General features: G+C 53.2%; 21 protein-coding genes. 17 read left to right on the top strand and 4 right to left on the bottom strand.

The features are described 5' to 3' along the window. Positions 1-56: 56 nt before the first annotated feature. The 16 genes from CWO84_RS04760 to CWO84_RS04825 all read left to right on the top strand — a co-directional run bounded on the left by CWO84_RS04760 (position 57) and on the right by CWO84_RS04825 (position 11367). Positions 57-326, top strand: a complete 270-nt coding sequence (locus CWO84_RS04760) for an AlpA family phage regulatory protein (RefSeq protein ID WP_117433613.1) — start codon at positions 57-59, stop codon at positions 324-326. Further along, the gene (locus tag CWO84_RS04765) at positions 326-592 is read left to right on the top strand and encodes a hypothetical protein (RefSeq protein ID WP_101051919.1); all 267 of its coding nucleotides are present in this window, start codon (positions 326-328) and stop codon (positions 590-592) included. The genes CWO84_RS04760 and CWO84_RS04765 overlap by 1 nt, the downstream gene beginning before the upstream one ends. Continuing rightward, positions 589-1527 carry a toprim domain-containing protein gene (locus tag CWO84_RS04770; protein ID WP_101051920.1) on the top strand — a complete coding sequence of 313 codons (939 nt, stop codon included), beginning with the start codon at positions 589-591 and terminating at the stop codon, positions 1525-1527. Before CWO84_RS04765 ends, CWO84_RS04770 begins: the two co-directional genes overlap by 4 nt. Beyond that, complete coding sequence (locus CWO84_RS04775; protein ID WP_101051921.1) at positions 1517-3511, top strand: cell wall-binding protein; 1995 nt, start codon at positions 1517-1519, stop codon at positions 3509-3511. The genes CWO84_RS04770 and CWO84_RS04775 overlap by 11 nt, the downstream gene beginning before the upstream one ends. A gap of 935 nt (positions 3512-4446) precedes the next feature. Then, the gene (locus CWO84_RS04780; RefSeq protein ID WP_101051922.1) at positions 4447-4764 is read left to right on the top strand and encodes a hypothetical protein; all 318 of its coding nucleotides are present in this window, start codon (positions 4447-4449) and stop codon (positions 4762-4764) included. A gap of 17 nt (positions 4765-4781) precedes the next feature. After that, positions 4782-6395 carry a phage tail tape measure protein gene (locus CWO84_RS04785; RefSeq protein WP_101051923.1) on the top strand — a complete coding sequence of 538 codons (1614 nt, stop codon included), beginning with the start codon at positions 4782-4784 and terminating at the stop codon, positions 6393-6395. 354 nt (positions 6396-6749) lie between these two features. Next, on the top strand, positions 6750-7226 hold the full coding sequence (locus CWO84_RS04790) for a hypothetical protein (RefSeq protein WP_101051924.1): 477 nt from the start codon (positions 6750-6752) through the stop codon (positions 7224-7226). Further along, positions 7223-7726 carry a hypothetical protein gene (locus CWO84_RS04795; RefSeq protein WP_101051925.1) on the top strand — a complete coding sequence of 168 codons (504 nt, stop codon included), beginning with the start codon at positions 7223-7225 and terminating at the stop codon, positions 7724-7726. Before CWO84_RS04790 ends, CWO84_RS04795 begins: the two co-directional genes overlap by 4 nt. Further along, positions 7723-8349: a helix-turn-helix domain-containing protein gene (locus tag CWO84_RS04800; RefSeq protein ID WP_101051926.1), complete on the top strand. Its 627-nt coding sequence runs from the start codon at positions 7723-7725 to the stop codon at positions 8347-8349. Before CWO84_RS04795 ends, CWO84_RS04800 begins: the two co-directional genes overlap by 4 nt. Then, the gene (locus tag CWO84_RS04805) at positions 8346-8633 is read left to right on the top strand and encodes a hypothetical protein (RefSeq protein ID WP_101051927.1); all 288 of its coding nucleotides are present in this window, start codon (positions 8346-8348) and stop codon (positions 8631-8633) included. The genes CWO84_RS04800 and CWO84_RS04805 overlap by 4 nt, the downstream gene beginning before the upstream one ends. A gap of 392 nt (positions 8634-9025) precedes the next feature. After that, positions 9026-9862, top strand: coding sequence for an integrase arm-type DNA-binding domain-containing protein (locus CWO84_RS04810; RefSeq protein ID WP_051669967.1), 837 nt, complete (start codon positions 9026-9028; stop codon positions 9860-9862). Beyond that, on the top strand, positions 9786-10166 hold the full coding sequence (locus CWO84_RS24800) for a tyrosine-type recombinase/integrase (RefSeq protein ID WP_230410264.1): 381 nt from the start codon (positions 9786-9788) through the stop codon (positions 10164-10166). The genes CWO84_RS04810 and CWO84_RS24800 overlap by 77 nt, the downstream gene beginning before the upstream one ends. Positions 10167-10235: 69 nt before the next feature. Further along, positions 10236-10400, top strand: a complete 165-nt coding sequence (locus CWO84_RS24310; RefSeq protein WP_165385946.1) for a hypothetical protein — start codon at positions 10236-10238, stop codon at positions 10398-10400. A gap of 47 nt (positions 10401-10447) precedes the next feature. After that, entirely contained in the window at positions 10448-10678 is a 231-nt protein-coding gene (locus CWO84_RS04815; RefSeq protein ID WP_033156622.1) for a hypothetical protein, read from the top strand. Positions 10679-10797: 119 nt separating this feature from the next. Further along, positions 10798-10926 carry a type II toxin-antitoxin system RelE/ParE family toxin gene (locus tag CWO84_RS25235; RefSeq protein ID WP_308441640.1) on the top strand — a complete coding sequence of 43 codons (129 nt, stop codon included), beginning with the start codon at positions 10798-10800 and terminating at the stop codon, positions 10924-10926. Between the two features lie 246 nt (positions 10927-11172). After that, complete coding sequence (locus tag CWO84_RS04825; RefSeq protein WP_033156621.1) at positions 11173-11367, top strand: hypothetical protein; 195 nt, start codon at positions 11173-11175, stop codon at positions 11365-11367. A 91-nt stretch (positions 11368-11458) separates the two neighbouring features. On the opposite strand, the gene CWO84_RS04830 is transcribed toward CWO84_RS04825, so the two are convergent. The 3 genes from CWO84_RS04830 to CWO84_RS04840 are packed head-to-tail and all read right to left on the bottom strand — an operon-like array spanning position 11459 to position 13901. Further along, positions 11459-12964 carry a cbb3-type cytochrome c oxidase subunit I gene (locus CWO84_RS04830; RefSeq protein WP_174843452.1) on the bottom strand — a complete coding sequence of 502 codons (1506 nt, stop codon included), beginning with the start codon at positions 12962-12964 and terminating at the stop codon, positions 11459-11461. Continuing rightward, positions 12965-13570, bottom strand: coding sequence for a cytochrome c (locus CWO84_RS04835; RefSeq protein ID WP_033156620.1), 606 nt, complete (start codon positions 13568-13570; stop codon positions 12965-12967). After that, positions 13563-13901 (bottom strand): hypothetical protein, encoded by a 339-nt coding sequence (locus CWO84_RS04840; protein ID WP_051669963.1) that lies wholly within the window; start codon positions 13899-13901, stop codon positions 13563-13565. Before CWO84_RS04840 ends, CWO84_RS04835 begins: the two co-directional genes overlap by 8 nt. A gap of 111 nt (positions 13902-14012) precedes the next feature. On the opposite strand from CWO84_RS04840, the gene CWO84_RS04845 reads away from it, so the two are divergent. After that, positions 14013-14459 (top strand): Rrf2 family transcriptional regulator, encoded by a 447-nt coding sequence (locus tag CWO84_RS04845; RefSeq protein ID WP_033156619.1) that lies wholly within the window; start codon positions 14013-14015, stop codon positions 14457-14459. 182 nt (positions 14460-14641) lie between these two features. Here the strand turns inward: CWO84_RS04845 and CWO84_RS04850 are convergent, their stop codons facing one another. Beyond that, entirely contained in the window at positions 14642-15280 is a 639-nt protein-coding gene (locus CWO84_RS04850; protein ID WP_033156618.1) for an MBL fold metallo-hydrolase, read from the bottom strand.

The raw sequence follows: 15280 nt of genomic DNA on the forward strand, positions 1-15280 counted from the left end.
AACACACGCCCGCAAAATGACGACATCGATCAACAAGGCCCAAAGGAGGCTAAACGATGTTATCAAAACCCGCAAACGCGCAACGCGCACCAACCGCAAACCGCCGCAGACAGCGGAATAAAATCACTTATACCCCAGCACCTTTGCCGGCTGAAGGCTTCGTTAGATTGCCATCGGTCTTGGGAGTGCTGGGTGTGTCAAAAAGCACCTTCCTCAATGGCGTAAAAGAGGGCAAGTATCCGGCGGGAACGTTGCTTTCCCCGCGCTGCCGTGTCTGGCCGGTCGCCGATATTCGGGCATTGCTCGATAAAATCGGGGGCGCGTAATGCCTGTCAAAAAAGCCCCTCAAGACGAACTTATCAAGATGCGCAGCGCCATTGCGGCGGCTGAGGCTGAAACCGCCACGGAATGCAGGATTAAGTCAGCCATCGCAGCCGAAGCGTTGAAGATTCCCGGCTCATCGCGCAACCAGTGCCGTAAGTTAATTGATGCGTTGGGCTGTTTGTTTCTGGAGTTGGAAATAGAAATGCTGGAGCCGGTCGCCTGTTCGCATTGCGGCCACCAAATCGAAGAAACCGGCGGTGCGCAATGAGTTTTCAGCATATCGAAGACGCTGCCCGCGCGGCCCTGGCCAATTATGGTCTGGTACAGCCTAAGTATTTGAAGCGTGACACCTTCCAAGTGGTTGATGTCGAAGATGGTAAACGCGGCAACGGTGCCGGTCGTATAAAGATTTTTGCCGATGGTAAAGGCGGAATAGTGCAAAACTGGAAAACAGGCGAAAAGGGTTCATTCTTTTTGAATGCTGAAGGTCAAGCCACCGCACTATCCGAAGCCGAGCGCCAGCGGATCGAGCGCGAACGCAAGCGCCGGCAAGCCGAGGAATTAGCCCGTATGGATCGTGCAGCCAAACGGGCCTTGGCCATCTGGACGGCTGCCGAACCCGCGCCGTTAGATCATCCTTACTTGCTGGCAAAGCAAATCAAGCCGCATGCTGCCCGCGTTGGCACCTGGAAGCGCACCGTTACCGACGCCACCGGCACTAAGCAAACGGTATCGATTGAGAATAGCTTGCTGATACCGTTATTCGACCACATCGGCGCACTCCGCAGTCTGCAAGCGATATTTCCCGATAAGCATCCATTGTTCACGCGGAATAAAGACTTTTTGCCAGGCGGCGGCCTGGCCGGCCTGTTCTGGTGGATCGGTGCGAAAACTGACACGGTGTTGATTTGCGAGGGTTTCGCAACGGCTTGCACGCTGTACGAGAAAACCCGCATCAAGACTTATATGGCGTTCACGGCCAACAATCTGTTGGCGGTCGGCCTGACCGTGCGGGAAAAATTGCCGAATGCCAAGATTGTGTTTGCTGCCGACAACGATACTGAGACAGCCGGCAATCCCGGCTTGACCAAAGCCAACGAAGCCGCCGCGGCGGTTGGCGGTTCGGTGATGGTGCCACCGATACCGAATGCCGATTTTAACGACTACCAAATCTTTCTGAACGGGGGCGGCCATGTCGGATAAGTCTAAAACCCCGCCGATTCTGGAAGTGGTTAAAGGTGCGAAGAAACCGCCATCCGCCAAGAATGCCGGCACCCAAAAACCCACCGGCAACGGTGGCGGCGGCGGACGCTCAACCCGGCCGGAAAAGTTCGGCGAGTACTTGATAAAAAACGGTGCGTTTCATCAATCCCGCGCCGTTAAGGCCGGTCCGGATGGTTCCGGCTTTGTCGAGTTTCCGCTATGCGATTTCGTTTGTTCAATCAAGGAGGAAGTCACCGCCGAAGACGGTTTAAACGATGCTGCCTTTCTGCGGATTGAAGGCCGGCGCGATGATGGTTTGCCGCTGCCGGCGGTCGATGTACCGGCCAAGTCGTTCTTTTCATCACAAGCCTGCTGGCCTAACGAGGCTTGGGGTTCTCGGGTGTTCGTTTATCCCGGCACGGCCAAACGCGACAACCTCCGCGCCGCCGTGCATCAATTCAGCCGCTTGTCGGGCGATATACCGCGCCGGGTGGTCTATCGCTTCACCGGGTGGAAAAAAATCAATGGTGAATGGCACTACCTGACCAGCTCGGGGGCTATCACTGCCACCGGTCTGATCGATGGCGTTCAAGTCGATTTAGGGCCGGGCAATATGGGCCGCTATGCGCTGCCGACATCGTTGGCCGGCGATGAGTTGAAGCAGGCGGTGGCCGATGCGCTGCTGTTGCTGGACGTGGCACCCAGTAGGCCGCATATCGGTGCGGCATTGTTGGCAGCGGTGGCGCGGGCGCCGTTGGGTGAATGCCAGCAAACCGACTTTGCTATCTGGCTACACGGTTTAACCGGTTCCCGTAAGTCGGCACTAGCCGCTATTGCCCAGGCCTTTTATGGCGACTTCACCGCCCGCAGCTTTCCGGCGAACTGGTCCGATAGTGCGAATGATGCCGAGGCCAAAAGCCATCAGAGCAAAGACGGCGTGTTTTGTATTGACGACTTCCGCCCTTCGGTTAACCGCGTCGAAGCCGAGAAGCAGCACGCGATGGCCGAGCGGATTATTCGCGGTACAGGCAACGGGGCCGGACGGGGTCGCCGCACCGCCAATATGCAGGCGCAAGCCGCGCCGTTCAATCGATCAATGATGATCGTAACCGCCGAGGATTTACCCCGTGGGCAATCGTTATTAGGGCGATTGTTGATACTGGAATTAGGCCGCGCCGACGTTGATAACCCCACGCTCAGCAAACTACAGCATGCCGCACAGGCCGGGCAGTTTGCCGGGCTGATGTCTGCTTATCTGCAATGGCTAGCGCCGCGCATGGACCGGTTGAAGGCTGAATTCCCAAAGGCGGTTGAACAGCTTCGCAACGCCGCGATTCGCGACGGCTTCGCCAGCAGTCACCCCAGAGCGCCAGAGATATACAGCAACCTGCTAGGCGGCGCGGAAACCTTTCTGGAATTTCTGGAAGACGCAGGCACGTTGACCAGCGAACAGGCCAACGTGGTATTGGCTGAGCTTGAGAGCGGCTTAAAGCAGGCATTCAGCGAACAGGGTTCTTATCAAACCGAGCAAGATGAAGTCGAACGCTTCTTGCAACTCTTACGAGCCGCGTTCAGCTCGGGCAATGGTCACATTGCCACCGTGACCAAGCAAGGGCCGCCGGTCACTCGGCCATTTAGCTGGGGCTGGCGCAGTTCCGGCAAAGACCTTAACGGCGACGATATGTATAAACCGATGGGCGACTGTTGCGGCTGGTATGCCGAACCCAGGGACGCACAACCCGCCGAGGTATGGTTAGAGCCTAATACCGTCTTCAAGATCATTCAAGAATTTGCCCGTCATCAAGGGGATAGTTTTCTGATTTCTGCCGGCTCTTTATGGCGTCGAATGGCTGAGCGAGGATTGTTGTTGAAGGTGGAGTCAAACAGTAAAACTGGCAAGCCGCAAACCACCGTGAAACGCAGTGTTGCCGGTCGTTCGGTTCGCGTGCTGGTGCTGTCCGCCGAATTGGTAGAGTCTGGTTGATTCCCCGCACCCCCAACAATGTTACGCCATAGGGTAGTGGGTGACAGGTCGTCTGGCTGTTCAACCGCTGACGTAGCCAAATAAAAACGAAAGGGTATATGTAAAAAGTTAGGGAATTTAGGGAGATATAGCTTAAAGCCTTATGCGGCAAGGCTTGCAGGCTCCCTAAGTTTTCTAAAAAGTTCGGGAGACTCCCTGAAAATCTAGGGAGCATGAGTCGCAAGCCTGTTGGACAGTTCCACCACCAAACCGGATCGAATACCCCGCATTCCCTAAATTTTGCCGATTTTATTTAGGGAGCTCCCTAGGTTTTTGAAGTGCTTAGGGAGCGTGCATCCCGCGCTGTGTCTAGGCTAGCGGCCTATCTCCCTAAATTCCCTAACTTTTTTACATAAGGGTATAGAGGAAATGTTTTTACAGTCATTTGCCGAGGTGGTCAGCCAAGCCCCCGGGGGGGTATCAAAAGTCAATGACACCCCGCCCCTAGACCGATAGCAATTAGGTTTTTGCAGGTGCGCGAGTTTCGAGAGGGGGGTATATCCGCAGCCGATAGCCCACCCCCAGGGGGGGTCAAAAGTCTAGGGCTTCGCGGTCCGTGACCCGTTAGCCAGCCGTATTTTTATTGGGTAATTTTTGAAGGGAAAAAGCCCGTGTGGATAAAAGCGCACGGATTTAGGCTTTGTCCACACCCCCTAATAAACCACCGAGCCAAGCTCCCCGCCACCCATTTGGCGTAGATATACGGGCGGGGGGAATGGTATGAATCACTAGGTAATTAAGCGCAATTCTGAGCGCTAACTGGTGAAGGTAAAATAACATAAGTTATTGATTAATATAGTTAATTTTGTTATATTAACCACGTTGCTAGATAGTGCCTGTAATAGGCAAAACATCCACGCTTAGTCATTGGCTAGGCTCAAATCGAGGAACAAATTATGAAGAAAATGGGATTTTCCATTACCACCGCCGAAGGGCATTTTTTGACACGCTGCGAACTTATACGGGAGGGACAAGGCATCTATCTCGATACATCCTTCGAAAAGGATGTCGTGAAAAGCGTAACCGTGCCAAAGCTCAAACAGTTAGCTGAAATTAAGCAGAAACTTGAAGCCGCTCATCCCGAGGTAAAACTTTGGGCGGTCGAGTTATTTAAAGACCAAGGACGGGCGTTCTGCCGGTCGGCAACGAACGACGCGCCACCGTGGTTTAAAACCCAACACGAGCGATTCAGCCGCTTGTATTCCGTCCAATAGCTGACAGGAGAATAACCATGTCAAAAGATTTCGATTTAAAAGCCGTGATAAGCATGGTTGACCGCATGTCACCAGGCTTGAAGCAAATCACCAAAAACCTAAACATATTGCATAGACAATTAAGAACTGTCGGTAATGGTGCGCCGATGCTTGGCGCGGGCTTTGTTGCAGCGATGGCGGTACCGGCCAAAGCCTTTGCTGACCTGGAAAACGCCGGCACCGCTCTAAAGAACACGCTGATGACCAAAGACGGCATGTCGGCGGGCTTTGAGGCGTTGAATAGAGTCGCCATCCAATTGGGAAACCAATTGCCGGGCAATACTGCGGATTTCCAGCGTATGGCTACCGTCATGAAGGCCAACAGCATGGACACTAATACTCTAATCGGCGGCGGCCTGAAGGCAGCGGCTTATCTGGGCGTGGCAACCAAGGAGCTAGGCGAGACTTACGATAGCTCGGCGCTGGGAATCGCTAAAATCTCCAACGTGTTGGGCGTTGCCAATAGTGACTTCATCGCCTTGGCGGATACGATGCAACGTGCCCGCCATATTGGCCTTGGCTTCGAAGACTTCACTTCAGCCATGTCAAAAGCCGGCGGTCCGCTGAAAGCATTGAAGGTGCAGGGCATAGGGGTGGCCAACTCCCTGGCACCGATGGTGGCATTACTGACGCAAGCCGGCATAGATCCCAGCGAGGCAGGCTCCGGCATCAAGGAAATGATTTCCGCGGCCGCTCGCGCTGGCAAATTCACTACGGTCGAGAATCTGGTGAAGGATGTCGAGAAAATGGCGAAACTGAATCCCGCCAAGCTATTTGCAACGTTCGAGAAGACATTCGGCAAAGAGCATGCATCCAAGGCGATGGTGATGGCGGGTGGAGGTTATTGGGACATGGTGAATAAGTTCGGCGATCAAGGCGACGTTTACCAGCGGGTGAACAATTCACTGGGCACCCTTACCAACACGGTAGATACCTTGACGGGCACCATGGAAAACATGCAAGCCCAGCTGGGCGGCACCTACGCACCCGAGCTCAAGCGGCTTTCAGGGTCACTTACCGAAGTTGCGGAAAAAATGGCCGGGTTCATCAACGAAAACCCGCAAGGTATTCAGACACTGATTAAGATGGCCGGGGCTTTTGCTGGCGTTAAGGTGGCTGCTTGGGCTGCTGCGGGTGGCGTTGGCTTATTGACAGCCGCCATGAAGATGAACCCCTGGATGCTGTTTGCTCAAGCCGTCATCGTTGCTGCACCTTTGATTATTGATAATTTTGACAAAATCAAGCAATCGGCCGAGGGATTAACTCAGTCGATGGTTGATTTTCTTAAGCAGGTCAACGATAACAAAGTGTTAAAAGCGATTGGCAGCGTGCCGCTTTATCTAGGCCGCTCGGTGGGCGAATTGTTGCCAGACTTCCCCGATTTGACGGTGCAAGGCGCGGGCGACATGCGGCCGCCAGGTTATTACCAAAAGCAAAGCCTAATAGGCGGCGGTCGCGGTGCTGTCGATGTACGGGTTAGTTTCGGTAATTCCCCGTCCGGCATGCGTGTGGAGCCGGTGAAGGCTCGGGGCATCGCAAATGCTAAAGCGGTCGATGTAGGTTATCGCACGGTCGGCACCCGAGATGCGTAGGGCATTTGTTCGCGCTTAGGCTTCCGCCGGTATTTCGCCGGCGGAATCTTGTTTTTATCATCCCATCAAGGAGGATTCATGCCACTCTGGCAACGTGCCGGCTTCCAAAGCTACGGCGACTATTGGCGTTCTAGGCAATTGAAAGCCAAATCCAAAAAATAATTGACATTCCAACCCGCTGACGCGCAGAATGATTTGGCCAGTAAAAACTGGCGCCGGGCGTGGAAACCTGGTCTAGTCATGGCGAAAATTCGCCGCATTAATTGCGGTTTTTTTACGCCCAAAATTTGCGTAGCCTTATTGTGTTTACATTATGGCGGACTGTCTGGGCAGCGTTAGGCGCTGGCCGGATCCATGACCCGGTTTTCCACCCCATTCAGTCCGTCGCCCGATACCGTGGAAAGTTTCGGCGGCGGTTTAACTACCTGTCATGGAGTAACCGATATGAACACTCACGCCTTGGGCAAAATCCGCCCAATCAACACCCAACCAACCCAAGCCGGTAATGATTTTTTCCGGCAAATTGCCGAACTTGACGCTGAGCGCCAAACCGTCACCGCAACGGGTCTGCCGGCGCTGATCAGGTTGTCCGCCATTGCCAACCGCGACACCGGCCAGGCTGGTACCGTGCGCCGCTTTCTACTGGGCCTGTATAACGGCTACCGCTTTCCCTTCAATTTAGTCACCTTGCGTGGCCTGGATAAAGTCCTGTTCGATGATTGCATGGCCGTGCTGGCCCTAGATGCCAGAGCCACCGCGAAAGAAATCCATCAATACCTGGACAACGGCGACACCTGTTTTCAGCGCTGGGCGCAAGGAGGTGCGCAATGAGTCAGCAAACCGATTCCGCTCGTATCGAGCAACAAATGGCCTTGGTTAATTCTTTAACTCAAGCCTTTGGCGATGTTATCAACGGCCATGGTGAGGCTGTTAAGCAAGCCCAGCAAGGTGAATTGTCGGCTGATGCCTTACATTACCTGATCGGTGCCAACGTCCGCATGGTGGAGGCTTCTCAGTGGGCGCTGCAGGTCCTATTGGCTGATTCGAAAGCGTCATGGAAAGATGCTCGGTTTGTGTCGCTAAGCAGTAGTGACCGCAGCACGCTGGACAGCTATATGAAAAGCATCGAATCGGCGTCCAGTGCTATCGCCAGTTGCTCATCGCTGTTGTTTAAATTTCTGGTCGATGACGATTGCGGCGATGAAATTCCGGACGAAGTAAAGTCCAACTATATTCGGAGCGGCACGCTGGAATCGATTATGGTGGCTGTAAATAAGGTGGTGGATATTACTGAGGCGCTTGGTGATCAAATCCAGGGTGGTGCGGCATGAGTAACGAATATTTGAACGCCGCTTTCCAGGTGCGTTTGATGGGGGCGTCCAAAGCGGTGCTGGTCGCGTTGGCGGATCGTGCCAACCGTGCCGGCTACTGTAGCCCGTCGCTGGAGGACATTGCACTGCGGGCCGGTTGCTCACGGCGTAGTGCGATGCGGGCCATTGGCGAGCTGGAAGCGCTGGGGCTGCTGGTCGTGGTGCGGGAGACTGGCCGGCCAAGCCGGTACCTGTTGATGGTTGAAAAGTTTTCAACAACCGATGACACCTTGTCACCGGATTTTTCAGACTTTTCAACAGCCAGTGACAATGTGTCACCGCAAAAAGTTATACACAGCGGTGACACTGTGTCAAAAACCCGTGACATTTCAGCAAAAAGCAGTGACACCACGTCACCCAAACCATATAACCCAAATAACCATAACGCGCGTGCACGCGAGGTTGGCGCTGTCCACACCCGGCGTTTGCCAAACCAGCCGGCCAGGCCACTGGGCCAGCAGCCGACGCAAGCAAGCGGGCGCGGTTCGCCGCCTTTCCAAAAATCTCAGCGTTCCATTCGCGAATTAACCCACGTCAGAGCGTTTTTGCTCGAAACCGCAATACCACAAGGGGGTAAGCCATGACCACTAGCCCAATCAATTTCCAACACCGGATACCGTGGAGCAACGATGACCGGAAGCGGACCTTTCACATTGAGGACGCCATCCATTCTCCGATGTTACGGGCAATAGCCATAGCCGAGTTACTGGAAACAGCGGCAAGTTGGGATGCTGAAAATCTTAATGCCGCTGTAGTAGGGGCGGCCGCTGAGGCGATTAGGTTGGAATTAACTGACGCGCTGTTGTTTGCAAAAACCTGCTCAGATCAGTCCGTTAATGACACTGGCACGGGTAACCGCCGTGATTGAAGAAAATCACCTTGCCGTATTAGGGCCTGATACAATCCCCTCAGTTTCCCACGCCATCCGCATGGATGTGGCCGATACCAAGGCTATATCGAACGAGTGGAATAGTGGCTGGCGGTGATTGTATTTTGGTAGGCAAAACTCGAAGTAGTGATACGGATAGTGATACGTGAGCGCTGTTCTATAATTAAATTGTTATAAAACAAGTCATTGCATTTCATATCGGTTCCGACCCTCGTACCACCTACCTATCTTAGGTAGTCCAAAGAAATTTAAAAACCCGCTAGCCGTAAGGCTTAGCGGGTTTTTTATTGTCCAAAGACATCTCATGAAATGCCGGGACATCAGGCTAATTTAGTGACACGGGTTAAAGTGACACCAAATCGTGTCACTTTATGGTTGAAAAACTCAACACCGACAAGACCTACAGGGCGGCAAAGCCAAAAGACAAAGACCACACCGTCAACGATGGTGGCGGGCTTACGCTGCTGGTCAAAACCAACGGCTCTAAACTGTGGCGCTTCATCTATCGCTTCGATCGCAAACAAAACCGGTTAAGCTTTGGAGTCTATCCCGAAGTATCGCTTGAACAGGCCCGACGCAAAGCCGAAGAGGCTAGGAGTCAAATCGCCAACGGCATCGATCCCAGCGAGACCAGAAAGCAGGCCAAAATCGAAAGGCAGCAGGCCGCAGATAACCAAAAACGCATTGAGGCCGGCATACCTATCGTCAACAGCTGTGAGCATGTCTGCCGCGAATGGCCGGCCAGGACAGACCACACGGTTCAAGCAATCACCCAGCAAAAGAAAATCAGACGTTTTGAGCTGTATGTTTTCCCTGTCATCGGCGGCAAACCTATTGCTGAAATCAAATCGCCGGATATATTCGGCATCATCAAGCCGCTGAGTGGCAAAAACCAGCTGGAGACGGCCCATAGGATCAACAGCGAGATCAGCGCCGCTTTTTCCTACGCCATTGCCCACGGTTTTACCGATTATGATCCCGCCCAGCCGGTAGCCAAACAAATACCCGCGCAAAAAGTCAAACACAATGCCGCAGTAACCGAGCCTAAAGAGGTCGCCCAGCTGCGTCTTGCTGGCATCTATCCAGCCGCTCACCGGTGTGTTTCCGTCCAGCCGGGGCGATTGCCGGTCCATGTCGGATGGCACCATCCGGAGGGCGCTGAAAACCTTGGGATACGAAAGCGACGTGATGAGCGCCCACGGCTTTAGAGCCACGGCGTCAACGCTGCTGAATGAGCAAGGCTGGTCGCCGGATGCCATACAGCGGCAACTGTGCCACATGCCCAAGGATGCTGTCAGAGCGGCCTACAATCGCGCTCAGTACCTGGATGAACGCCGGCGGATGATGCAGGCTTGGGCGGACTATCTGGACGGCCTAAAGGCCGGCGCCGAGGTGATACCGTTTCGGCGGGCTGGTGTTCTGGGGTGCCAATATCGGGTTCTGGATCGGCGTGGTGTTGTTCGTAATCGTCGGGCTGATAGTTGCGGCTTGGACGACCAGACTATGAGGTAAATCGATGACCGAGCAAATAAACCCAAAGCCGGCGATTTTTGCGAAGGGGATTTAGGCGATGGCGGCATATTGATCGACATCAATGAGCCGCCGTTGCCCGACGCTTTGCGAGCAATGGCCAACACCTATGAACCACCGGCGCGATTCGTCGTCAAACAAGGCCAAGGCCAAGGCGAATACGACTTGTTTTCCGAAGATGGCGAAGAGCTAGACTTGGTTTGGGACTGTTATTGAAAACGCTATAATCCAACCCTATACCCATCCATTCCAATGGTGCCAGCATGATTACCATAGACGCCATCAATACTACCGAAGAGCAAGAAATACTCAGCATTGCCCAAAAGCACGGCCAAAACGCCGGCCAGCTTATAGCGGCCATCGTTCGCGGCTACCTGGAAAACCGACACGACGCCCAACAAGCAGAAGCCGTATTGGCCGGTATCGAAAGCGGGGAAAGCGCGTTATTGGATTGGGACGACGTAAAAGCCGGGCTTTATGACCTGAAAGATTAAGATCGACGGCAAAGCGGCCAAATACTTGCGAGGCTTGGACAAACCCGCCAAGCAAAGAATCGAGCAATTCATCGATCAGTTGGCGGAATTCGGATAACCCGCGCAGCACCGGCAAAGCCTTGCAAGGTAATCTGTCGAGTCTATGGCGTTACCGGGTTGGCGACTACCGTTTGCTCTGTCGCATCTTGGATGGTGAATTGCTGATTTTGATTGTCGAAATCGGCCGCCGAAAAGAAATTTACCGTTAAGGAACCTCTGATTAACAAATGCCCAAACAAGGTGTCGCTTAACGGGGAATGAGCAGGGCTAATCTACCGGTGGTTCTGGTTTATTTCTTGCTGTCAGTTAGCTGAGCCGCAAAATGGCCTGAATTAGCGGTTATTCATGTCGTTTTCATAACATCGCTCAGGCCGAATGTTCGATGGCCTACAGAGGTTCGATCATTCACGCGGTTCGATCTGTATTTATAAAACCTATATCAAGAGGAACAAACAATGGCAGAGTTTTTTATTGAGATAAGCGCGCAGGAAAATGGTGACCACCTGATTCATAAATCCAGCTGCTCTTTGCTGCCGGCTAAAGAGGCGATTTATTATCTGGGTTCAATCAGCAACGTGGTCAGTGCGGCGAAGAAGGCCAGTGAGAGATTTGCTAAGCCAACCGCTTGTTCGCAATGTTCTCCGGTTTGAGATAAAACCTTTACAAGGCGAATACGCCAGCGTATTCGCCTTAAGCGTTTGAAAAATCGGTGGATGCCCAAGCGGTAAGCACACCGTTGATTTATTGGGCTACTGCTTCGCTGTCAATCACTGCCGCGGGCCGTTGCTCACCCTTGCCGATTTCCAATAAATCCCAGAACAACAAACCGCCGCCCGCCGCCGTCATCAAGCCAAATACCATGCGCCAGACCATTGCTTGCATGAACCAGGGATGATTTTGTGCGGCAAAATAGCCGGCCCAAGTGGAGCCTTCCACCGCGCGTTCGATAAACGATTGTTCGTAGCCGGCGATCAATAAAGCCACCGTCATGCCCATCACGCCCAGGTTTAACAGTATCGAGGCGGTTTTCCAGCGCCAGCCATTGGCAAGCTCGCCACCCATCCAGACCTTACCACGCGCTTGCTGCGCCGCTAGGTAGAAGAAGGCAATGTTGATGGTGGCATAAGCCCCGAAGAACGCTAAATGGCCATGTGAAGCCGACCATTGTGTGCCGTGAGTGTATAGATTGATCTGCGGCAAGGTGTGCATGAAACCCCAAACGCCGGCACCGAGAAAATTGCCGAAGGCATGGGCGATGATCCAGGCCAGGGCAGGGTGGTTGCTGTTTTTGAAACGATGTGCACCGGCGTCGTAGATGGAATGCACTACCATCGCTACCAGCGGAATCGGTTCTAGCGCCGAAAAGAAGCCGCCGATGGTAAACCAGTATTCCGGTGTGCCTATCCAGAAGTAGTGATGGCCCAGGCCCAAGATGCCGGAACCGAACATCAAGGCCACTTCGATATACAGCCAGGTTTGTACGACTTTGCGGCGCACGCCCAGCAACTTCATCAAGCTCCAGGCCATGATGCAACCGACCAATACTTCCCAGGTGGCTTCCACCCACAAGTGAATCACCCACCACCACCAGTATTGGTCGACGGAAATATTGGTGACGTAAAACATGCCGGCCAGATACAAACCGGCCAGCGCGACCAGGTCCAAAGTCAACACGCCGGCGATGCCCGACCATTTGCCCTTGGCAAAAGTGGCGGCGACGTTATAGAAGAAGGTTAATACTACGACGACGATACCGATGTCGGCCCAGCGCGGTGCTTCGATGTATTCGCGGCCTTCGTTGATCAACCACAGTGAGGTATCGGTACCGCTGCCGATTTGAATCAGCAAGTACACCAAGACCACGACGGTGACGGCGCCGGTCAATACCCAGAACGCCAATTGTCCCCATTTCAGGCCGACGATTTCGACGCCGCTTTCATCTTCCAGAAACCAGTACACCGAGCCGAGGAAACCGTACAGCATCCATACCACCATGGCGTTGATGTGCACCATGCGGTTGACGTTGAAATCCAGGATTTCATAGAGAAAGCTGGGGAAGATGAATTGCAGACCGGCCAACAGGCCGAACAGCAATTGCGCCATAAACAACACCATCGCCACGGTAAAGTAATGTACCGCCAGTTTTTGGCCGCCGCTCAGATGGGGGTTGGTCATGAGCTCGGTATGGCGTTGCTTGCAACCGGCCCAGCAGTTCGCCGCTTTTTCTTGATAAGCTTGTAAGGTCATTTATTGTTCCTCTTCGCCCAGCGCGATGAAATTATGCGGAAAGCCATTGGTGTCGATAGACGACATCCATTTCAGGAAAGCAACGATGGCTTCCGCTTCGGGTGGTGTGATGTCCAGATTGGGCATCTTGCGGTTGGAGCCGTAGGTGCGGGCATTTTTTTCCGGATCGAGCAGGAAATTCACCATCATTTGTTCGCGCGATTCTTTAGCCCCCCAGCCTTGGTCCAGCCAGGCTTTGGTCAAGTCCGGCGCGTAGTAGGCGCCGTTGCCGAGCAGGGTGTGGCAATTCATGCAGTTCTTGGCTTGTACGGTTTTTTTGCCGTGATCGATCAGTTTTTCTGCTTCTTCTTCGCTCAAAGTTTTGCCGAACAACGGCGCGTCCTCGCCTATGGTGGGTTGGTAGCGCTGCTTGGCTTTGTCGAAACGATAGCTGATGTCTTTGTTTATCACGCTGTAGGCGGGTACGCGCGGGCCGCCGGCACTGATTTGTTTCATCGAATCGAAGCTTAAAATAACCAGCAGTACAAAAGATCCGCCGGTCACCCAGATCGCGGTTTTTTTCCAGAATGTTTCCGACGCCCAGCGGGGCGGACTTTGCTCAGTCATGATGATCTCCAGATTGATGAGAGTGGTGAGTATCTGCATCGTGCGTCGCGGCGCACAACTTCCAGATAAAACGCGGCATCCAGCCGTAGCCGAGTACCATTAACAAGGACAGCAGCAGCCAATAATCGTTAAAATGATTGACGTAGCTGAACACCCCGACGCAAATCAACAAAGCAGCGTAGATTAACCAGGCGGCGAGCTCGAATTTGCGGCGGCCGCTGATCTTGGACCAGGCATACAACGCCGCATACACGGTAGCCAGCAAGATGATCAACGCCGCACTGAAAAAGCTCAGGAAAAAATCGGATAGGGCAACGGGTTCGATCAACATTAAATTTTACCGCCGGACAGTTTTATAACATGCGTTTAAAATGCAACTTTCGGGCAAGTGTAAGCGTCATTAACATTTATTTCAAATACGGCTTTTACCAAATTCACCGACATGCAATTGACTGCACATACCGATTACGCGCTGCGCGTACTGATTTATCTGGCTATCAACACTGAAAAACGGGTAACAATTACTGAATTAGCCGATTTTTTCGGCATCTCCAGAAACCACTTGGTCAAGGTGGTACACAAACTGGGCGTAAAAGGTTTTGTGCTGACGGTACGCGGCAAAGGGGGCGGCATTTGTTTGTCGCGGCCGGCGCGGGAGATCAGTGTCGGCAATGTGGTAAGGGAAGTGGAGGGGCACTTTCAGATGGCAGAATGTTTTAATCCCAAAAAGCAGGGTAGTTGTGCGCTGGAGAAAGGGTGCGGGCTGATAGGATTGTTAGGCGGCGCTGTCGAGCAGTTTTTACAGACTTTGGACAAGGCGGTTTTGAGCGATTTGGTACCAGGGCCCCGGCCGAGTGGCTTGGATGGCGTACCGCTAAAACAGGGTTGAGGCATTGCAATGTTTAGGATGGGTAGAGCGAAGCGAAACCCATCAAGTGTCCTCAAACTGATGCGATGGGTTTCGGCTATCGCCCCTACCCATCCACCATTGTCAATAAAATCCGCTGGCAGCTATTTATCCAGAATGCTAGTTCCTCCGTTTTAACCTGTCCTTGGGCTGGTTTTTTTCGGTTAGCGGTAGGCTCCAACAAAGGGATTGCTGCGCATTTCCGCGCCAAAAGTAGACATAGGGCCGTGACCGGGGATGAATTTCACGTCCTCTCCTAAGGGCCAGAGTTTTAATTCAATCGAGTTGATTAAAGTTTGATGGTCGCCTTTTGGAAAGTCGGTGCGACCGATCGAGCCCTTGAATAGTACATCGCCGACCAGCGCCAGGCGCTCGTCCTCGCTGAAATACACCACATGGCCAGGTGTGTGTCCGGGGCAATGAATTACCAGTAACACTTCATTACCCACCTTAACCGTATCGCCGTCGTTCAGCCAACGCTGTGGGGTAAAACTCACCGATTCAGGAAAACCGAACATCCGGCATTGCTGCGCCAAGGCCTCGATCCAGAAGTTATCTTCAATTTGCGGGCCGATGATCGGCAACGAGAGTTTTTCCGCCAACTCCGCCACGCCGCCAACATGGTCGAGATGGCCGTGGGTGACCAGAATCGATTCCAGCTCCACGCCTCGCTTTTTGACTTCCTTCAGCAATACATCAAGGTCGCCGCCAGGGTCGACCAGAGCGGCTTTATTGGTTTGTTCGCAGACCAGTAAGGTGCAGTTTTGTTGATAGGCGGTGACCGGAATAATGGTGTAGCGCAT

Origin of the sequence: Methylomonas sp. Kb3 (genome assembly GCF_002834115.1) — a bacterium.
Taxonomy (GTDB): Bacteria; Pseudomonadota; Gammaproteobacteria; order Methylococcales; family Methylomonadaceae; genus Methylomonas; species Methylomonas defluvii.